General features: G+C 70.2%; 15 protein-coding genes. 2 read left to right on the top strand and 13 right to left on the bottom strand.

What is annotated here, in order from left to right; translation table 11 throughout:
• Positions 1-5 precede the first annotated feature (5 nt).
• The 6 genes from KUG39_RS02700 to KUG39_RS02725 form a co-directional block, all read right to left on the bottom strand.
• Positions 6-2,129 (bottom strand): putative bifunctional diguanylate cyclase/phosphodiesterase, encoded by a 2,124-nt coding sequence (locus KUG39_RS02700; protein WP_216912619.1) that lies wholly within the window; start codon positions 2,127-2,129, stop codon positions 6-8.
• Positions 2,130-2,298: 169 nt separating this feature from the next.
• Complete coding sequence (locus tag KUG39_RS02705) at positions 2,299-4,422, bottom strand: transglutaminase family protein (RefSeq protein WP_216912626.1); 2,124 nt, start codon at positions 4,420-4,422, stop codon at positions 2,299-2,301.
• A gap of 30 nt (positions 4,423-4,452) precedes the next feature.
• Complete coding sequence (locus KUG39_RS02710; RefSeq protein WP_094585290.1) at positions 4,453-6,879, bottom strand: glycogen/starch/alpha-glucan phosphorylase; 2,427 nt, start codon at positions 6,877-6,879, stop codon at positions 4,453-4,455.
• 105 nt (positions 6,880-6,984) lie between these two features.
• Complete coding sequence (locus KUG39_RS02715) at positions 6,985-7,884, bottom strand: transglutaminase family protein (protein WP_216912628.1); 900 nt, start codon at positions 7,882-7,884, stop codon at positions 6,985-6,987.
• Positions 7,869-8,849, bottom strand: coding sequence for an alpha-E domain-containing protein (locus KUG39_RS02720; RefSeq protein ID WP_094585292.1), 981 nt, complete (start codon positions 8,847-8,849; stop codon positions 7,869-7,871). Before KUG39_RS02720 ends, KUG39_RS02715 begins: the two co-directional genes overlap by 16 nt.
• The gene (locus KUG39_RS02725) at positions 8,843-10,282 is read right to left on the bottom strand and encodes a circularly permuted type 2 ATP-grasp protein (RefSeq protein ID WP_216912630.1); all 1,440 of its coding nucleotides are present in this window, start codon (positions 10,280-10,282) and stop codon (positions 8,843-8,845) included. The genes KUG39_RS02720 and KUG39_RS02725 overlap by 7 nt, the downstream gene beginning before the upstream one ends.
• A 221-nt stretch (positions 10,283-10,503) precedes the next feature.
• On the opposite strand from KUG39_RS02725, the gene KUG39_RS02730 reads away from it, so the two are divergent.
• Positions 10,504-10,974: a PilZ domain-containing protein gene (locus tag KUG39_RS02730; RefSeq protein WP_216918200.1), complete on the top strand. Its 471-nt coding sequence runs from the start codon at positions 10,504-10,506 to the stop codon at positions 10,972-10,974.
• A 36-nt stretch (positions 10,975-11,010) separates the two neighbouring features.
• Positions 11,011-11,772 carry a hypothetical protein gene (locus KUG39_RS02735; RefSeq protein ID WP_216912634.1) on the top strand — a complete coding sequence of 254 codons (762 nt, stop codon included), beginning with the start codon at positions 11,011-11,013 and terminating at the stop codon, positions 11,770-11,772.
• On the opposite strand, the gene ureC is transcribed toward KUG39_RS02735, so the two are convergent.
• The 7 genes from ureC to KUG39_RS02770 all read right to left on the bottom strand — a co-directional run bounded on the left by ureC (position 11,757) and on the right by KUG39_RS02770 (position 19,055).
• Entirely contained in the window at positions 11,757-13,481 is a 1,725-nt protein-coding gene (ureC, locus tag KUG39_RS02740; protein ID WP_216912636.1) for an urease subunit alpha, read from the bottom strand. The two genes, KUG39_RS02735 and ureC, sit on opposite strands and share 16 nt — an antisense overlap.
• Positions 13,482-13,487: 6 nt before the next feature.
• Positions 13,488-13,805, bottom strand: a complete 318-nt coding sequence (locus tag KUG39_RS02745; RefSeq protein WP_216912645.1) for an urease subunit beta — start codon at positions 13,803-13,805, stop codon at positions 13,488-13,490.
• A 14-nt stretch (positions 13,806-13,819) separates the two neighbouring features.
• Positions 13,820-14,122 carry an urease subunit gamma gene (locus tag KUG39_RS02750; RefSeq protein WP_015110097.1) on the bottom strand — a complete coding sequence of 101 codons (303 nt, stop codon included), beginning with the start codon at positions 14,120-14,122 and terminating at the stop codon, positions 13,820-13,822.
• Between the two features lie 78 nt (positions 14,123-14,200).
• Positions 14,201-15,775: a serine hydrolase gene (locus KUG39_RS02755; protein ID WP_216912648.1), complete on the bottom strand. Its 1,575-nt coding sequence runs from the start codon at positions 15,773-15,775 to the stop codon at positions 14,201-14,203.
• A gap of 56 nt (positions 15,776-15,831) precedes the next feature.
• The gene (locus KUG39_RS02760; RefSeq protein ID WP_216912650.1) at positions 15,832-17,631 is read right to left on the bottom strand and encodes a DUF2207 domain-containing protein; all 1,800 of its coding nucleotides are present in this window, start codon (positions 17,629-17,631) and stop codon (positions 15,832-15,834) included.
• Complete coding sequence (locus KUG39_RS02765) at positions 17,624-18,175, bottom strand: LemA family protein (RefSeq protein ID WP_216912652.1); 552 nt, start codon at positions 18,173-18,175, stop codon at positions 17,624-17,626. Before KUG39_RS02765 ends, KUG39_RS02760 begins: the two co-directional genes overlap by 8 nt.
• Positions 18,176-18,278: 103 nt before the next feature.
• Positions 18,279-19,055: a sulfite exporter TauE/SafE family protein gene (locus KUG39_RS02770; protein WP_216912653.1), complete on the bottom strand. Its 777-nt coding sequence runs from the start codon at positions 19,053-19,055 to the stop codon at positions 18,279-18,281.

Raw genomic sequence — 19,055 nt, forward strand, 5'->3', positions numbered from 1 at the left:
GGTCCTCAGGCCACCGCCGCGCCAGCCAGCAGGCTTTCAAAGGCCTCGGCGGGCATCGGCCGTCCCAGCAGGAACCCCTGAAACTGATCGCAGCCGAGGTTCTGCAGCATCCGCAGCTGTTCGGCGGTTTCCACCCCTTCGGCCAGGGTCATCAGTCCCAGTTCCTTGGCCATCACGATCGTGGCCTTGACGATGGCCAGGTCGGCATCGTCGTTGCCGAGCCGTTCCACGAAGAACCGGTCGATCTTGAGTTTGTCGAGGGGCAGGGAGTGGAGCATGGCCAACGAGGAGTAGCCCGTGCCGAAGTCGTCGATGGCCAGGCTGAAGCCGCTCTCGGCGAGCTGCCTCAGCTGCTCGCCGGCCCGGTCGGGATCGTTCAGCAGGGCTGTTTCGGTGATCTCCAGCTCGAGGTTCTCCGGCACCAGGTCGTAGGTGTTCAGCGCCCCGGCCAGCAGCTCGGAGAGGGAGGGATGGTCGGCCCCCAGCTGCAGGGCCGAGATGTTGATCGCCAGCTTTCCCGGCCGCAGCCCCTGGCGATGCCAGGCGTGCAGCTGCCGGCAGGCCTCCTCGATCACCCAGAGGCCGATGGTGTGGATCTGGCCGGTCTTTTCCGCCAGCGGGATGAAGACGTTGGGGGACACCATCCGACCGTTCTGATCACGCCATCGCAGCAGGGCCTCGGCCCCGGCGATCCGGCTGCCACCCCGATCGATCTGGGGCTGGTAGAAGAGGCGCAGCTGTTCCCGATCGATCGCCCGGCCCAGGCTCAGCTCCAGCTCGAGGCGCTCCCGCAGCTGCAGGCTGATCTCCGGGGTGTAGAAGCGCAGCTGGTTCTTGCCGTGCTGCTTGGCCTCCATCAGGGCCGTGTTGGCGCAGCGCAGCAGGGTGTCCGGGTCGGTGCCGTGGTCGGGGGCCAGGGCCACCCCGAGGGAGGCGCTGGGCTGGACCGCCAGACCGGTGCCCATCCCGGGGGTGTTGCCGAGGCTGCGGCGGATCTCCTCCGCCCACTGCAGGGCCTCGAGCCGGTCGGCCATGGCCACGGGCCGCAGCAGGATGAACTCGTCACTGCCCACCCGGGCCAGCCAGTCGTCGGGGCGCAGCAGGTGCCGCAGGCAGCTGCCGCTGGCCTGGAGCACCTGGTTGCCGATCTCATGGCCGAGGCTGTTGTTGATCGACTGGAAGTTGTCGAGGTCGAGGTTGATCAGGACGATGCCGTGCTCCCTGCCGGCCGTGCGCAGCAGGCGGGCCAGCTGGCGGACGGTGGCGGCCTTGTTGGGAAGCCGGGTGAGGGGATCGACGAAGGCGATGCGCTCCAGCCGCTGCTGGATCTCGTGCTGTTCGCTGATGTCCTGGACCGTGCCCAGCGTGGTGAGCGGCGCACCGTCGTCGCCGAGGACGGTGCGCCCCCGCTCCAGCACCACCTTGAGGCGGCCATCGTCGAGCAGCAGCCGGTACTCGATCCTGTAGGGCCGGCCGGAGCGGGTCGCATCCTGGAAGGTGGCATCCACCAGGGGGCGATCGTCCGGATGCACCTTGCCGAGAAACAGCGCATAGGTCAGGGCCCCCACGTCCGGGGGGATGCCCAGGATGCTGTAGGTCTCCCTCGACAGGAGCAGCTCGCCCGTGAGGTGGTTCAGCTCCCAGCTGCCCACATGGGTGAGCCGTTCGGCCTCCTGCAGCAGCGAGCCCAGCCGGGTGCTTTCCCGCAGGGCCGTGTCCAGTTCGGTGCGGTCACGGTGGCTCACCAGGGCCACGAGCCGGCCGCAGAGATTGAGCACCTGGTAGCTCACGGACACATCCCGGCAGGCGCCGGAGCGGGCCCGGTGGCGCGTGGCGAAGCTGCCCCTGGGCTGCTGTCGCATCGCCCGCAGCTGGTCGCGCATCAGGTCGTCGGCCAGCTCCCCATCCGCCTGAATCGCCGCCGGATTCAGGGTGAGGAAGTGCTCGCGGGCGTAGCCGAGCCGCTCATGGGCGGAACGGTTGCAGTCGATGAAATGACCACTGGCCAGATCAAGCACGACAAGATCATCACTGCCCAGGTCGGCAGCAAAACGCAGTGCATCGCCGACGCTGTCGACGCAAGGAATCAGCCCCTGTTCCGCCGGGGTGCTGAACCAGAAGGATTGCACTGACGGTTCCATTCACGGCAGATCTTAGGCAGCGTTTTCATTGCTGACCAGACTGGGGAAGAAAAGCCCCTGCCAGGCTGAAGGACGGCGGGATGACGGCCTTGCTCCTGAAGATTTCACTGGAGGCCTGGGAAGCCCAGGGCCGGAAAAGTGAGGAAAAGAGAAGAATTCAACGCCCCTGATCGCCCGTCCGCACTTGGTTTTCGGCAATCCTCAGGTCGATGGTGAGATCCGTCGGGCGCTGGCGTCCCTGCCAGGGGGGAGCATCGGGCACCGGCTCGGCCACAGGTGACGGAGCGGCATCAAAGCGGTGGCCGTCCGGGTGCAGCTGGAAGGCCCGATCGCCGCCGGGGGTGCGCACGATCAGCTCCAGGGGCATGTGGGGCTCGATCGCCGGATGCAGGCACGGGTAGAGACGCTGGAAGCGGAAGCGGACCGCCAAGGGCCGGTCGGCTCCGTCGGCCGCGGGCTCCAGCGGCAGGGGCCGGCCGTTGATGAACAGCCCGCAGTCGCGGCGGAAGGCCCCATTGGCCACCACCTCGAAGCGGCGCAGGGAGCCGTCGATGAACCGGCTGGTGAACCCACCCTGCACCGGGGTGTCGCAGATCAGGGGCCAGGGCTCTGGGGCCGGCCGCAGCTCCAGGGCGGGTGCCGGCCCGTCGGCACCGCCTTCCGCCTGCCAGCGCAGCAGGGGCGGGAAGCGCCACTCCCAGATGGCCCGGAACGGGGCCGGATCGAGGGCCAGGTCGTCGGCCGCCAGGTCGGCCAGGATGGCCTCCAGATCGGCCCACAGCTGGCTGGGCAGCAGCTGGCGGTCGTGCAGAGCCGATCCCCAGTCGTACAGCCGGTCGGGCCGGTGGCGGGGCTCCAGCAGGTGGGCCGCCAGGGCGCTCCACAGCAGGGCGATGGTGCTGCTCCACTCCATGCGGGGCAGGCTCTCCAGGGCCCGGAACTCCACCAGGCCCAGGCAGCCGGCCGGGGCTCCGGGGTTCCAGAACTTGTCGAAGCTGATCTCGCTGCGGTGGTTGTTGCCGCTGCGGTCGGCGTGGAGATGGCGCAGCGTCTCGCCGATCAGGCCCCGGACATCGCCGAAGGGTTCGCTCGAGGGCTGGCCCTCCGCCTGCTCGATGGCCCGGTAGGCCAGCTCCAGGTCGAAGCATTCGCCGATCGCCTCGTCCGGCCTGGGCGACTGGGAGGCCGGCCCCACCCCGGGGCCGCAGAACAGATACGCCAAAGACGGATGCCGTTGCCAGTAGCGCAGGATCCCCGTCAGCCAGGCCGGCCGGGAGAAGAAGGGATGGTGGGCCAGGTCGGGACCACCCCAGAGCAGGTGGTTACCGCCGCCGGTGCCCTCCTGGCGGCCGTCGCCCAGGTCCTTCCAGCTGCGCAGTCCGACGCGCGCGCCGACCTCCTCCAGCCGCTGCAGCCACTGGTGGTACTCGGTCCAGCTGTGGCAGACGGGCAGGTTGATCTCCAGCACGCCGGGGTCGGCCGTCAGGCCCAGCACCTGCCAGCGCTCGCCGGCATCGAAGGGCAGCACGCCGCTGAGCCTCGGTGCGGCCAGCTCGCCCAGGCTGTCGGCCACCGCCTGCAGCAGCAGGCGCAGGGGTTCCCGCTCCAGGGGGGGCAGGAACAGCTCCCAGCCCTCGGGGTCCACCTCCAGGGTGAGCACCTGGCGGGGCACGTCCTCGGGCAGGTGCTCCAGGGGCAGGCGCAGGCCGGCGGGACCGGGGGCACCGGTGAGTTCCCGCAGGGCCTCCTCCAGGGGCCAGGGCGCCACCGCCCAGGCCACCGCCGCCGGGTCGTCCGCCTCGGGCGGCGCCACGCTCAGGGGGGCGGCCCAGGCCCGGCGCTCGGGATCGAAGGGGTCCCGCAGCAGCACGGGCTGCAGGCGGATGCCCAGCCGGGCGCCCAGCTGCTCCAGCCAGGCCGGGCCGGCCTCGGCCGTCAGCGGTGCCCCCTCCAGGCCGGGCTGGCAGAGGCCGGGCCAGCGCACCGGCGCCGTGCCGTCGTCCCCCAGGAACAGCCGCAGGGCCCAGCGGGGATTGACTTCGCCGTCGTAACGCTTGCCGGGGCAGTACAGGAGGGTGCTGCCGGGCCAGACCCGCTGCTGCAGATCCCGGGCCATGGCCCGGGCGATGGGGAGCTTGGTGGGTCCATCGGCGGTGACGCTCCACTCCGGCCCTTCCGGCTCGAGGGGCACCAGGGTGGGCTCACCGCCGAGGGTGAGCTGGATGCCGGCGGCCCTCAGGCGGGACTCGGCCGCCTCGGCCACCCTGTCCATCCAGCTCATGCGGGCCAGCTCATGCGGGTTGCGGGAGGCTCATGGGGACGGGCTTGGAATCACGCTGCAGGAATTGACAGGAACCGGAGCCACCTTCCAGATGCGCTCGGCGTACTCCTGGATGGACCGGTCGCTGCTGAAGAAGCCACAGCGGGCCGTGTTCAGCACGGACATCATGCTCCACCGTCCGGCATCGCACCAGGCGCTGTCGACCTCGTTCTGGGCCCGGCGGTAGTCGCCCAGGTCGGCCATCACCCGGAAGGGGTCGCTGCTGCAGAGGTTGGCCAGCAGCGGATGGAACAGGTCGCGGTCGCCCTCGCTGAAGTGGCCCGAACCGATCAGGTCGATGGCCTCCTTGGCCAGGGCGTCGTTCTCCAGCCAGGGCATCGGGTGGTAGCCGTTGCGGTTGATGGCGGCCAGCTGCTCGGCGGTGTGGCCGAACAGGAAGAAGTTGTCGTCACCGACCCGCTCCCGGATCTCGATGTTGGCCCCGTCGAGGGTGCCGATCGTCAGGGCGCCGTTGAGGGACATCTTCATGTTGCCGGTGCCGGAGGCCTCCATGCCGGCGGTGGAGATCTGTTCGGACAGGTCGACGGCCGGGTAGATCTTCTGGCCCAGCTTGACGCTGAAGTTGGGCAGGAAGATCACCCGCAGGCGCCCGTCCATCGCCGGGTCGATGTTGATGATCTCCGCCATGCCCACGATCAGGCGGATGATCAGCTTGGCCATGGCATAGCCGGGGGCCGCCTTGCCGCCGAAGATCACCGTGCGCGGCGGCAGGTCCTCCCCGGCCCGCAGGCGCAGGTAGCGCTCCACCACCTGCAGGGCGGCCATGTGCTGGCGCTTGTACTCGTGGATCCGCTTCACCTGCACGTCGAACAGGGAGGAGGGGTCCACCAGCACGCCGGTGTCCTGGCGGATCGTCGCCGCCAGGCGCTCCTTGGCCTGCTCCCGCACCCCCTGCCAGCGCTCCAGGAACGCCGCATCGGTGGCCAGGGGCTCGAGCTGGCGGAGCTGGTCGAGGTGGCGGCACCAGTCGGTGCCGATGGCGTCGTTGAGCAGGGCGGCGAGGGGCGGGTTGGCGACCGCCAGCCAGCGCCGCGGCGTGACGCCGTTGGTGATGTTGGTGAAGCGATCCGGCCACACCCGGGCGAAATCGGCGAACAGGTTCTCCTTCAGCAGGCGGCTGTGCAGTTCCGCCACGCCGTTGACCGTGTGGCTGCCCACCACCGCCAGGTGGGCCATGCGCACCTTGCGGTGCGGCCCCTCCTCGATCAGCGACAGCCGCTCCAGCAGCTCCGGCTGGCCGGGGAAGCGGATGCGCAGGGTGCGCAGGAAGCGGGCATTGATCTCGTAGATGATCTGCAGCTGGCGCGGCAGCAGCTGCTGGAACAGCTCCAGCCCCCAGGCCTCCAGGGCCTCGGGCAGCAGGGTGTGGTTCGTGTAGCTGATCGTGGCGGTGGTGATGCTCCAGGCGGTGTCCCAGTCGACGCCGTGGACGTCGATCAGCAGACGCATCAGCTCCGCCACGGCGATCGCCGGGTGGGTGTCGTTGAGCTGCACCGCGAACTTGCGGTGGAACTCGGTGACCGGGATCCCCTGGCTGCCGAGGATGCGGAACATGTCCTGCAGGGAGCAGGAGACGAAGAAGATCTGCTGGCTGAGCCGCAGGCGCTTGCCCTGCTCCAGCTCGTCATTGGGATAGAGCACCTTGGAGAGGGTCTCCGACTGCACCTTGTGCAGCACGGCCCGGGTGTAGTCGCCGGCATTGAAGGAGGCGAAGTCGAAGGCGTCCGGCGCCTGGGCCGACCACAGCCGCAGGGTGTTGGCGGTGTGGACGCCGTAGCCCAGGATCGGGGTGTCGTAGGCCACGCCGATCACGGTCTGGCCGCCGATCAGCACCGGATAGCTCCATTCCGGCCGGATCACCTCCCAGGGGTTGCCGCGGGCCAGCCAGGGATCGGTGCTTTCCATCTGGCCATTGGGGCCGATCTGCTGGCGGAAGATGCCGAACTCGTAGCGGATGCCGTAGCCGATGGCCGGCAGCTCGAGGGTGGCCATCGACTCCTGAAAACAGGCCGCCAGCCGCCCCAGGCCGCCGTTGCCCAGGCCCGGCTCCGGCTCCTCCGCCAGCATCTCGTCAAGGGTGAGGCCGAGGGCCTCGCAGGCGGCCGCGGCCTCCTCCCGCAGCCCGAGGCTCACCAGGTTGTTCTCCAGGTGGGGCCCCAGCAGGAATTCCGCCGACATGTAGGTGGCGGTGCGGACGTGCTGGCTGGTGTAGGTGTCGGCGGTGTCGACCCAGCTGGTCAGCAGGATGTCCCGGACCGCCAGCGACAGGCAGACGTAGTGGTCGTGGGTGGTGGCGAGGGAAGCGGACTTGGCCTGGCTGGAGAACAGATGGCGCCGCATCGCCTCCAGGAGGGCCTGGCCCTTGGGCGGGCACGCGGCGGGTGTGGGGCTGGCCATGGGGATGGGCGGCGAGCGACGAAGTGGCACCAGTCCTGGCCTGGGGAGTGCCGCCGCCGCTGATGCATCGGCTACCAGCGGGCGCACCTTAAGAGTGGCTTCGCTTCAGCCGTGCAGCACCTCGTGCCAGGCGGAGCCCATCGGCGTGGGCTCCAGCAGCTCCGCCTCGATGGCCCATTCCAGCTCGCTGTCCACCCCCGTGGGCCCCGAGAAGCTGCCGTTCACCGCTGCGGTGAGGGTGGGCTTGGAGGAGGTGGCCAGGGTGATGTAGCGGTCGTCGACGCTGCCCATGCCGCTGGGGTCGAATCCCCGCCAGCCCGCCCCGGGCAGGTAGACCTCCGCCCAGGCGTGCAGGTCGTACTGCTTCGGCTGCGGTTCCACCAGGTGGTAGCCGCTCACGAACCGGGACGGCAGACCGACGCAGCGGCAGGTCTCGACCATCAGCATCGCCAGGTCGCGGCAGGAACCCACCCGCTCCTTGAGGGTGCGCCCCGCCGGCCAGGCCGGCCCCACGTGCCGCTGGGTGTACTTGACCCGGTCCTTGATGATCTCCACCAGCTGCTCGAGGAACATCAGCCCCCGCTGGTCGCTGCCCATCAGGGCCTCCTGGGCCAGGTCCACGGCGGCGGGGTCGTGCTGGCCGTTGGGCAGCCAGCCCTCCAGGGAGCCCAGCAGATCGCCGTTGAGGTGGCCCACCGGATAGGGCAGCAGCGGCTCCTGGTCCTCCAGGCAGGTCGCCAGGGACGGGGGCTGCTGGGTCTCCACATCGCTGATCGCCTGCACCCGGAAGTGCTCGGTGCTGCCCGTGAAGCGGGCCCGCAGGATCTCATCGCCGCTGGCGGCCAGCAGCGGATAGAAGCGGGACGGCTCCGGCGTGACCGCCAGGTGGAAGTGCAGCAGGCGCTGGAAGCCGTGGCCCCGGGGCTTGAGGCAGAACCGGTGGGGTCCCAGGAAGACCGGAGCGCTGTAGCGGTAGTCGAAGGTGTGGGTTATGCGGGCTCGCATGCCGCCTCCTGACTGGCGGTGGTGCCGGCGGGGGCGATGAAGTAGCGCGCTTCGATCAGCTCATGCAGGCGATTGAGATCGGACTGGAAGTTGTCGATGGCTTCATGGAGCCCGGTGGCCACCAGTTCGTCGATCCTGGTGAAGCTCCAGTGGGCCAGGGTGAGCCCGATCAGGCACTCCAGATCGTCGGCGGGGCGGGGAACGGAGCTGCCGCGGATGATCCGCAGCGTGTCGCTGATCCGCTCCAGGCAGTAGCGCACCGAGCGGGGAAAGATCGGATCCAGCAACAGGAAGGCGGCCACGGCCTTGGGTTCGATGGCCTGCTGGCTCGACTGGCGGAACATCTGGTAGGCGCCGGCCGAGCGCAGCAGGGAGATCCACTGCAGCTCGTCGAGCACCCCACCCACCTCCTCGGGGGACGGCAGCAGCAGGAAGTATTTGACGTCCAGGATCCGGGTGGTCTTGTCGGCCCGCTCCAGCAGCCGCCCCAGCCGGCTGAACTGCCAGGAGAGGTCGCGGCTGAGGGTGGCGTCGGTGATGCCGTAGAAGAGCTGGCAGGCGCGGCGGATCTCCCGCAGCTGCTCCTGGGGCGGCTGCCGCCAGAAGGCCTCCTCCTGCAACGTCCAGTAGATGTCGTTGATCTGCTCCCACATCTCCGTGGTCATCACCTCCCGGATCTGACGGGCGTTCTCCCGGGCATTGGCAATGCAGTTGAGAACGCTGCTGGGGTTCTTCGCCTCCCGCACCAGGAAATGGATCACCGCGTCAGGCGTGACCACCGGATAGAGCTCATCGAAGAGCTTGCGGTCACCGCTGGCCTCGATCAGGGGCAGCCAGGGCTCGGCGCTGCCGGGGGGACAGTCGAGGGCCATGGCTTCACTCACCTCCACGAACCGGGAGATGTTCTCGGCCCGCTCGACGTTGCGGTTGATCCAGTAGAGGGAGTCGGCGACGCGGCTCAGCATGGGGCTTCATCCACGATCCAGGTGTCCTTGCAGCCGCCGCCCTGGGAGGAGTTGACCACCAGGGAGCCGCGACGCAGCGCCACGCGGGTGAGGCCGCCGGGGCTCACCCAGGCCTCCTTGCCGCGCAGCACGTAGGGCCGCAGATCCACGTGGCAGGGATAGAGCTCCCCTTCGCTCAGGGAGGGCACGGTGGAGAGCTCCAGGGTCGGCTGGGCAATGTAGTTGCGGGGGTTGGCCTGGATCTTGACGGCGAATTCGTCGATCTCCGCCTGGCTCGCATGGGGGCCGATCAGCATCCCGTAGCCGCCGGCCTCCGCCACGGCCTTCACCACCAGCTCCCCGAGGTGTGCCAGCACGTAGGCCTGGTCGTCGGGGCGGGAGCAGATGTAGGTGGGGACGTTCTCGATGATCGGCTCCTCGCCCAGGTAATAGCGGATCATCTCGCCCACGTAGGCGTAGATGAGCTTGTCATCGGCCACGCCGGTGCCGGGGGCATTGGCGATCGCCACACGACCGGCGGCATAGGCCCCCATCAGCCCCCGGACACCCAGCAGCGAATCGCTGCGGAACACGGCCGGGTCGAGGAAGTCGTCGTCGATGCGGCGGTAGATCACGTCGACCGTCTCCAGGCCGGCGGTGCTGCGCATCCAGACCCGATCGCCCTCGCAGACCAGGTCACGCCCCTCCACCAGCTGGATGCCCATCTGCTGGGCGAGATAGCTGTGCTCGAAGTAGGCGCTGTTGAACACTCCCGGAGTGAGCAGCACCACCTTGGGGGTGTCGGTCCAGGGGGCCAGCTCCCGCAGGGTCTGCAGGAGGTGGGAGGGGTAGTCGTCGATGGGCTGCACCGTGCGGCCGGCGAACAGGCTCGGGAACATGCGCTTCATGACGCGCCGGTTCTCGAGGAAATAGGCCACACCCGAGGGACAGCGCAGGTTGTCCTCCAGCACCCGCCAGGTGCCGTCGCCGTCGCGCACCAGATCGAGGCCGGAGATGTGGCACCAGCGGCCGAGGGGCGGACGGAAGCCCTGCATCTGGGGCCGCCAGCCCTGGGAGCTTTCGACGTCGGCCCTGGGCACCACCCCGTCGGCAAGGATCTTCTGGTCGCCGTAGACATCGGCCAGGAACCGGTCGATCGCCTCCAGGCGCTGGAACAGGCCCCGCTCCAGCCGCTCCCAGTCCCGGGCGCCGATCAGGCGGGGAAGGGGATCGAAGGGGAGGATCCGCTCGACGCCTTTGCTGTCGGAATCGTTGAGGCGGAAGGTGGCGCCGAGCCGCTTGAGCAGCATGCCGGCGGCCGCGTGGTTGCGGTTCAGCTGGTCGAGCCCCATCTGCCCCAGGGACGACAGCAGGGGCGTCAGGGTCGCCCGCGGCTGGTCGGTGGCGGTGAAGTACTCGTCGTACCCCTGGTTCGGCTTGTATTGACTGAACATTCCACACCCGTCCGCGCGGTTGGATCCTGCAGTGCCGCCGGGGTGGCCACCCGTTGCCGTTGCTACGAAACCCGGGGTGACCTGGGCCTCTGCGGGGCTAGCGCTTCATACGAATAGCGTTTTTATAAGCAAGGGCCGCTGTGGGATACGCAGGGTTCAGGATGGACACACCGGCAGGGACGAGGGCCATGCTGACCAGCCAGAGCGGATCCCAGGCCCCCATGGCCCCCCGCGCTGCGGGCGCCCTGCTGCACGAGCGGGAAAGAACCGCCACCCGTCGCGAGAAGCGCGCCTTCGCCCGGCACTCGATCGAGAGTTGCCGCACCATCGCCGTCCGGCGTCTCGACGCCGATGGCCAGCCCTTCGGCCGCTGGTTCATCGCCGACATCGCCGACGTGGCCGAGGGCGGGATGTGCCTGATCGCCAACGAGGACCAGGCGCTGGAGGCGGGGCAGTGGCTGCTGCTGGATGTGCGCTCCCATCCCGGCTTCGGCCAGCTGCGCCTGCGGGCCCAGTTGCGCTGGTTCACCCGGGCCCACTTCGCCCTCAGCTTCGGTGTGGCCTTCGCCACCCCCCTCAAGGAGGTGCCGGTCCTTTCGGTGGAGCGGCGCGGCACACGCCGGGACCCCAACCAGGAGGAATGGGCCCTTGAGGAGGAGCGGATGGGTGGCGCAGCGGCGCAAACTCCGTAGATTGCGCTTCAGATTCGTGCACCGAGCAGCGCCGCCATGTCCGCCCTGCCGCTTGCTCGCCCGCTTCTGGGAACCCTCCTCGGCGCAGGGCTTGTCCTGAGTGGTTCGCCGGGGCAGGCCCTCGGCACCACCTTCACCTTCGACCTCGGCAGCGGCACCGCCACCCCCGCCGATCCCCAGGCCTCCTCCGCCAAGACCTTCAGCGCCCAGGCCGACGGCCGCATGCTCCGGCTGGTGTTCCAGAACGCCCTGCTCCCTGACGACACCGCCAAACCCGTGAGCGCCACGGATGGGGGGGTCTGCCTCTACAAGGCCGGCGGGGCCGGCCTGAACGACATCGGCCTGACCAACTGCGGATTGGAAACCCCCGGAAACGGCACCGGGACGGCCAATCAGAGCGCCATCGAGCTGGTCTTCGATCAGGCGGTGGAGCTGGTCAGCTACCGCTACGGCAGCCTGCGGGTCGGCCTGGGCAACCCCCTGCTCACCTGGGGTGAGCCCACCAGTCCGGTGGTCTCCACCGAAACCCTGTTCGACAAACAGGTGGGCACCAGCTACGCCTTCGCCAACCCCTTCGTCGTCGGGGCCAACCAGGTCATCGCCATCACCGGCGTCGGCGGCGACCGTGACTCCAGCAGCACGGAGGTGCTGCTCAGCCAGCTCGTGGTGCGGGCCTCCCCGGCCGCCTCGGACGTTCCGGGCCCGCTGCCCCTGGCCGGAGCCCTGGCCGCCTTCGGCTGGAGCCGGCGGCTGCGGGGGCGCCTGAGCCGCCGCGGTGCGCCCTACAGCAGGAAGTAGCGCTGCGCCATCGGCAGCACCTCCGCCGGTTCGCAGGTGAGCAGTTCGCCGTCGGCGAAGACCTCGTAGGTCTGGGGGTCCACCTCCACCTTGGGCAGGGCCGTGTTGTTGCGCATCTGGGCCTTGCCGATGCCCCGGGTCTGCACCACCGGCACGCAGGGCCGCTTCAGCCCAAGACGGCTGGGCAGGTCGTCTTCGAGGCAGGCCTGGCTGACGAAGTTGAGGCAGCTGGCCGCCACCGATGCGCCGTAGGCGGCGAACATCGGCCGGCCGTGGACGGGCCCCGGCGTGGGGATCGAGGCGTTGGCATCGCCCATCTGGGCCCAGACGATCGAGCCGCCCTTGATCACCAGCTCCGGCTTGACGCCGAAGAAGCCCGGCTTCCACAGCACCAGATCGGCCAGCTTGCCCACCTCCACCGAGCCGATCTGGCTGTCGAGGCCATGGGCGATGGCGGGATTGATGGTGAGCTTGGCGATGTAGCGCTTGAGGCGGGTGTTGTCGTTGCGGCCACCGCGGGGACCGGCGGCATCTTCGGGGAGGAAACCGCGCTGCACCTTCATCTTGTGGGCCGTCTGGAAGGTGCGGGTGATCACCTCACCGACGCGGCCCATGGCCTGGGAATCACTGGCGATGATGCTGAAGGCGCCCAGGTCGTGGAGGATGTCTTCGGCGGCGATCGTCTCGCGGCGGATGCGCGATTCGGCGAAGGCCACGTCCTCCGGGATGCGGGGATCGAGGTGGTGGCACACCATCAGCATGTCGAGGTGCTCCTCGAGGGTGTTGACGGTGTAGGGCTTGGTGGGGTTGGTGGAGCTGGGCAGCACGTTGGGCTCGCCGCAGATCCGGATGATGTCGGGGGCGTGGCCGCCGCCGGCCCCCTCGGTGTGGAAGGTGTGGATGGTGCGGCCGCCGATGGCCCGGATCGTGTCCTCCACGAACCCGGCTTCGTTGAGGGTGTCGGAGTGGATGCAGACCTGCACGTCGTACTTGTCAGCCACCGTCAGGCAGCAGTCGATCGCCGCCGGGGTGGTGCCCCAGTCCTCGTGCAGCTTCAGGCCGCAGGCCCCGGCGCGGATCTGCTCCTCGATCGCCGCCGGGGTGCTGGCGTTGCCCTTGCCGTAGAAGCCGATGTTGATCGGCAGCCCCTCGGCGGCCTGCAGCATGCGGGCCAGGTGGAAGGCGCCGGGGGTGCAGGTGGTGGCGTTGGTGCCGGTGGCCGGGCCGGTGCCGCCGCCCAGCAGGGTGGTGACCCCGGAGGCCAGGGCGGTTTCGATCTGCTGGGGGCAGATGAAGTGGATGTGGGTGTCGATCGCCCCGGCGGTGACGATGTGCCCCTCCCCGGCGATGGCCTCGGTGCCGGGCCCGACCACGATCGTCACCCCATCGGTGATATCGGGGTTGCCCGCCTTGCCGATGGCGCAGATGCGGCCGTCCTTCAGGCCGATGTCGGCCTTGACGATGCCCCACCAGTCGAGGATCAGGGCATTGGTGATCACCGTGTCGACGGCCCCTTCGGAGCGGGGGGTCTGGGCCTGGCCCATGCCGTCGCGGATCACCTTGCCGCCGCCGAACTTCACCTCATCGCCATAGGTGGTGCAGTCGCTCTCCACCTCCAGGATCAGTTCGGTGTCGGCCAGCCGCAGGCGGTCGCCGGTGGTGGGGCCGTAGGTCTCGGCGTAGGCACGGCGGTCAATTCGGTAAGCCATGGGGGTTCAGTCGAGGGGGCCGTTCACCAGACCGTTGAAGCCGAAGACGCGGCGGTCGCCGACGTAGGGCACCAGGTGCACGTCGCGCTGGTCGCCGGGCTCGAAGCGGATGGCGGTGCCGGCGGGGATGTCGAGCCGCAGGCCGCGGGCCGCCTCGCGGTCGAACTCGAGGGCGCCGTTGGCTTCATGGAAGTGGAAGTGGGAACCCACCTGCACGGGCCGGTCACCCCGGTTCGCCACCGACAGGGTGGTGACGGGACGGCCGACGTTGAGATCGATCGTGCCGGGCTCGGGGATCAGTTCGCCGGGGATCAGGGGGGGCATGGCGTGGTGGGGGGTCAGCGGATCGGTTCGTGGAGGGTGACGAGCTTGGTGCCGTCGGGGAACATCGCCTCGATCTGCACCTCGGGAATCAGCTCGGGCACCCCCTCCATCACCTGATCCCGGCTCAGCCAGGTGGTGCCCTCCCGCATCAGCTCCGCCACGCTGCGGCCGTCGCGGGCCCCTTCGATCACCTGGAAGCTGAGCCAGGCCACCGCCTCGGGATGGTTGAGCTTCAGGCCCCGGCCGAGTCGCCGCTCCGCCAGCAGGGCGGCGGTGACGATCAACAGCTTGTCTTTCTCCTGGGGGGTGAGGTTCATGCAGGCTGCGCTGGCCGGTCCCACTCTCGCAGCGCTGCGGCACCGGGTCAGGTTCAGAAGGAACGTTCGGTGCCCCGATCAGCGCCGCTGGAGCACCCCCTGGCCGTTGAGGTTGAGGTTGTCGATCCGCACCGCCGTGGCCCGGCCGTCGGCACCCACCGTGAAGCTGACGGCGCTGGGGCCGTAGGCGTTCTCGCCAGCGGGCTGGTAGCGGAAGGTGTCGCCGCTCACCGGGGTGAGGGGGAAGGCGGTGAGGCGGGGCCCCAGCTGCAGCTCAAGGCCATCGCCGCGGCGCACCACCGCGATCGCGCCCACGTAGGCATTGGCGTAGCTGCCGATGTAGGCGTCGGAGGGGCGGGCCGGCAGGGGCTGGGCCGGGGTGACCACGGCGGGGTAGTCCTGCTGCTCCATGCCCCGGAACAGGGGGCGCAGGGCAGCGAGGTAATCGCGTTTCACCGTTCCGGTGGTGGCCAGGTCGAGGAAGCTGAGGCTGAGGGCCTCCGGCACCCCCAGCGGCTGGCTGTTGGAGAGCACGATGATGCCGAGGGATTCCGCCGGCAGCAGGTAGACGGCCGTGGCGGCGCCGAGATCGAAGGCGCCCGAATGGCCCAGCTGCACCGTGCCCCGGTCGGTGTAGCTGACGTTCCAGCCCAGGCCATAGAAGCCGGCACGGTCGGTGGCCGGATCGCGGGGCGGCTGGCTGACGATCTGGGGCCGGTGGGTCTCGGCCAGGGCGGCGGCGTCCACCACCGCAAGGCCATCGAGGCGGCCGCCGGCCAGCTGCAACCGCAGCCACTGGCCCAGGTCCCGCGCGCTGGAGCTGACGCCGCCGGCGGGGGCCTGGGCATCGGCATCCCGCTGGTAGCGGGCCACCCAGCGGCCCCCCTCCGGCACATGCAGGGAGGCGCGGTTGGCGGCGCCCGCGAAGTCGGCGTGGCGGGAGCTGGTGCGGGCCATGCCCAGGGGCCCGTAGAGCCGTTCGCTGGAGAGCTGCTCCCAGGGGCGGCCGACGGCGTTGGCGGCGGCCACGGCGCCGGCGGTGAAGCCGAAGTTGGTGTAGGCGTAGTCGGCGCGGAAGCGGTTGCCGGTGGGCAGCAGCCGCAGCCGCTCCAGGATCGTGGCCCGATCGAAGCCCAGGTCCTCGAGGTGATCGCCGGCGTGGTCCGGCAGGCCGCTGCGGTGGGACAGCAGGTCGCGGATGGTCACAGCGGCGGCGATGGCCGGCGGACCGATGCGGGCCTGGGGGAGGGTGCGCAGCACCGGGTCGTCCCAGCCCACGCGCCCGTCGCCCACCAGGCCGGCCACCACCGTGGCGGCGATCGGCTTCGAGAGCGACGCCAGCTGGAAGACGGTGTCGGCATCCACCGCACCGGGCTCGCCCACCCGCCGCACTCCGTAGCCCTTGAGGAACACCACCCGGTCGGCGTGCACCACCACGATCGCCAGGCCCGGGACACCGGTGCTGCGCTGCAGCTCCGTGGCCAGGGCATCGAGCCGGGGCAGGGCGGCCGCCAGGCTTGCCGCCGTCACCTGGCGAGGCGGCGGCGGTGGGCCGGAGGGGGGCTCGGCGCCACTGGCGGCCCCCGGGAGCTGGAGCGCCAGACCCAGAACCAGGGCGGCCGCCCCGGGGCGGCGCAGGACGCTTGGGGCCACGGCAGCGCCGGCAACTCGGGGAAAGCTAGGCCTTGCCGTGGCGCCTGCCCCGGTGCTCAGAAGCCGCCGCCGCCGCCGCCACCATCCCCGCCGCCGGAGCTGCCCCCGCCGGAGCTGCCGCTGGAGCTGCTGGAGCTGCTCGGCGACGACTGCATGGCGCCGGCGGTGCTGCTGAAACAGTCCTCGAGGCTGCTGCCGAAATCCGTCAGATCGAAGTCACCGGTGCTGACGTACCAGCTGGGGGCCACTTCGAGGATCCCCTGGAAGGCTGCCGTCCACTGCCGGGTCAGACCCGCCACCATCGCGTAGGGCAGGAAGCGCTCGAACAGCTCCGGCGTCAGCACCACCCGCTCCAGCCGCGGCGCCTCCACCCGGCGCAGGAACTCCTGGAAGCCGAGGGTCTGGCGCAGCACCGCCGTGCCGCGGGTGGTGCGGCTGGGCATGATCCAGGCGAACACGCCCACCAGCACCACCGTCAGCGCCAGGGAGCCGAAGGTCAGCCACGGGTGCGCCTCCCCCTGCAGCAGCACGATGTCGTGGGGCAGCAGCGCCGAGGCGAGCACGAACAGACCCGCCGCCAGTCCCAGCCCGCCGAAGAAGGTGAGGGCCCGCACGGTGCCGGGCCAGCGTCGGAAGAACCGCTCCGCCAGCACCGCCTGCTTCACCAGGCGCTCGAAGCCGGGCACATGCACGTAGTAATGGTCGCGGAGCTGGTCGGTGCTGACCGTGTCCCCCGCCATGCCAAAGGGGAAGAGCGTCTCGATCAGGTAGGCCTCATGGGGCAGCAGCGCCGACCGCTGGTCCGGCTCGCCCAGCAGGGTGAACACGTAGCGCTTGCCCAGATTCAGGAACAGCAGCTTCCGCTGGTCGTGTTCGATGCGCAGCTGGCCCTTCACCGCCAGCGCCACCAGGGTGGCCGAAAGGGCGGTTCCGCTCACCTGCTCCGCCACCAGGCTGCCCAGCACCGCCGGTGGCAGCCCCTCGGGAGGCTCGTAGGCCACCGGCACGGCGCCCACCGCCGGATCCCGGCCGATGCGCCACCAGAGCGGGCCCAGCACGCCGGCGCTCAGAAGGGGGAGCAGCAGGGCCAGCCGCCCCTGCCACCAGCCGATCAGCTGGGCCAGGGCCGAGGGCGGTGGCACCAGCCCCTTGGCGAAGCCCACCGCCAGGGTGAAGCCCTCACCGGGCTCCAGCCGCCGGGTCGTGGTGCTGGCGACCGTGTCGGTGCCGATCGTCAGGCTGGCGTTGCGCTCCTTGGCACCACGGGGCCCGGTGTACACCGCGGCATGCAGCCCGGACACCGCCGGCGGCAGTTGCACCAGGGCCGAGGCCCGCTCGATCGGCACCTCCCAGGCGTTGCCGGTGACGTTCCAGTTGAACTCGTCGTGGTCCGGATAGAAGCGCAGACCCCGCTTCAGCCGGTAGGTGATCACGGCCGTGCGGCTGGCGTTCTCGGCGCCCGGGATCCAGATCTTCAGTTTCAGGTCGGAGCCGGGGTGGCTGCTCTCGTAGCGGTAGGGCCGGCCCTCGGGGTCGGTGACCGCGAGCACCCGCAGCCCAAGGGGTTCCAGCCCGCCTGGGCGCCGGGCCAGCAGGGGGATCTGGCGCACCAGGCCGTTCCAGGAGCCGTCGAAGCGGGCGGTGAGGGTTTCGCTCACCTGCACGGCGCCCGTGGGTTCCACCACCGCCTGCATCTGGAAATCGGTGAGCGTCAGCTGGCGCTCGGCGGCGCTGAGGGCGGCGCCGGCCCCCCAGGGGGCCAGGAGCAGCAGCGTCAGGGCCAGGCCGAGCAGCCCCCCCAGCCCCCAGCGCCAGCGGCGCCGCAGCCGCCGGGCGGCCGGAGAGCCATCAGCCATCGAAGCGGACGGCGGGAACCGCCGCTTCGGCCGGGTTCTCCAGCTCGAAATAGGTGCGCGGGCGGATCGCGAAGCCGCCGGCCACCAGGTTGGAGGGGAACTGCACGATCGCCGTGTTCAGGTCACGCACCACGGCGTTGTAGTAGCGACGGGCGCTCTGGAGGGTTTCTTCGATCTGACTGAGGTTGGTCTGCAGGGTCTGGAAGCTCTCCACCGCCCGCAGGGCCGGGTAGGCCTCCGCCAGGGCGAACAGCTGGCCCAGCGACGCCCCGAGGGCCTGCTCCGCCTGCTGCTGCTCCCGGAGCCCCCGGGCCGCCACGGCAGCGTTGCGGGCTTCGATCACGGTCCGGAAGCTTTCCTTTTCGTGGCTGGCGTAGCCCCGCACCGTCTCCACCAGGTTGGGGATCAGGTCGTGGCGCCGCTTGAGCTGCACGTCGATGTCGGCCCAGGCGTTGTCCGCCAGCACCTGCAGCTGGGCCAGGCGGTTGTAGATCAGGATCAACCCGACGGCGGCGACCGCCACCAGGATCAGCAGCAGCGGCATCGGCCCAGGGGTCGGATGGGTTTCAAGCCTAGGGGCGGTGTCCGGCTGGGCCATCCGCGGGCCTGCGCTCAGGGCTTGCGGCAGCTCATGTCCTGAGGAAAGCTCATGTCCTGAGGAAATAGATCAGCGCCACCACCACGCCCACCACCACCACAAGGGTGCGCAGCGTGGCGGGCTGGATCCGGGACGCCAGCCGGCCCCCCAGCGCCCCGCCGAGGATGGCCCCGATGGCCATCACCGCCGCAAGAGCCCAGGCCACCTGGCCGGAGAACAGGAAGAAGGCGGCGGCGGTGAGGTTGGTGGCGAAGGCCACCGCCTGCTTGAGCCCGTTGAGGCGGGTGAGGCTGTCCTCGAGCGTGAGGGCCAGCACTGCCAGCACGATCACGCTCAGCCCGCCGCCGAAGAAGCCCCCGTAGATGGCCGCCAGGAACACCGGCGGCACGGCCCAGAGTTCCGAGGGGGGGCGGCCGCGGCGCTCGGAGCGGCGCTGCACCCAGCGGCGCACGGGCTCCTGCACCGCCAGCAGCCCGGAGGCGAAAAGGATCAGGAACGGCACCAGCTGGGTGAACAGCCGCTCGCCGGTCTGCAGCAGCAGCAGGCCGCCAACAAGGCCGCCGGCGGCGCCGGCCGGCAGCAGTAGCCACAGGCGTCGCCGCTGGCCCTGCAGGTCCTGGCGCTGGGCCACGGTGGCACCCAGGTAGCCGGGCGCCAGGGCCACGGTGTTGGTGATGTTGGCCATCACCGCCGGCAGGCCGATGGCCGTGAGGGCAGGAAAGCTGATCAGGGATCCCCCGCCGGCCAGGGCGTTGATCAGGCCGGCGGCGATGGCCGCCAGGCCCGCCACGGTCGCCTGGATCACGAAGGGCAGGGGGTCCGTCAT

The sequence above is a fragment of the Synechococcus sp. CCAP 1479/10 genome, from assembly GCF_019038515.1.
Lineage (GTDB): Bacteria > Cyanobacteriota > Cyanobacteriia > PCC-6307 > Cyanobiaceae > Cyanobium.

Bases quoted from the DNA above. Each gene is read 5' to 3' on its own strand.
- KUG39_RS02705 (WP_216912626.1), bottom strand. From the start codon at position 4,422: ATGAGCTGGATGGACAGGGTGGCCGAGGCGGCCGAGTCCCGCCTGAGG.
- KUG39_RS02710 (WP_094585290.1), bottom strand. From the start codon at position 6,879: ATGGCCAGCCCCACACCCGCCGCGTGCCCGCCCAAGGGCCAGGCCCTC.
- KUG39_RS02715 (WP_216912628.1), bottom strand. From the start codon at position 7,884: ATGCGAGCCCGCATAACCCACACCTTCGACTACCGCTACAGCGCTCCG.
- KUG39_RS02720 (WP_094585292.1), bottom strand. From the start codon at position 8,849: ATGCTGAGCCGCGTCGCCGACTCCCTCTACTGGATCAACCGCAACGTC.
- KUG39_RS02725 (WP_216912630.1), bottom strand. From the start codon at position 10,282: ATGTTCAGTCAATACAAGCCGAACCAGGGGTACGACGAGTACTTCACC.
- KUG39_RS02730 (WP_216918200.1), top strand. From the start codon at position 10,504: ATGGCCCCCCGCGCTGCGGGCGCCCTGCTGCACGAGCGGGAAAGAACC.
- KUG39_RS02735 (WP_216912634.1), top strand. From the start codon at position 11,011: ATGTCCGCCCTGCCGCTTGCTCGCCCGCTTCTGGGAACCCTCCTCGGC.
- ureC (WP_216912636.1), bottom strand. From the start codon at position 13,481: ATGGCTTACCGAATTGACCGCCGTGCCTACGCCGAGACCTACGGCCCC.
- KUG39_RS02745 (WP_216912645.1), bottom strand. From the start codon at position 13,805: ATGCCCCCCCTGATCCCCGGCGAACTGATCCCCGAGCCCGGCACGATC.
- KUG39_RS02750 (WP_015110097.1), bottom strand. From the start codon at position 14,122: ATGAACCTCACCCCCCAGGAGAAAGACAAGCTGTTGATCGTCACCGCC.
- KUG39_RS02760 (WP_216912650.1), bottom strand. From the start codon at position 17,631: ATGGCTGATGGCTCTCCGGCCGCCCGGCGGCTGCGGCGCCGCTGGCGC.
- KUG39_RS02765 (WP_216912652.1), bottom strand. From the start codon at position 18,175: ATGCCGCTGCTGCTGATCCTGGTGGCGGTCGCCGCCGTCGGGTTGATC.
- KUG39_RS02770 (WP_216912653.1), bottom strand. From the start codon at position 19,055: ATGACGGACCCCCTGCCCTTCGTGATCCAGGCGACCGTGGCGGGCCTG.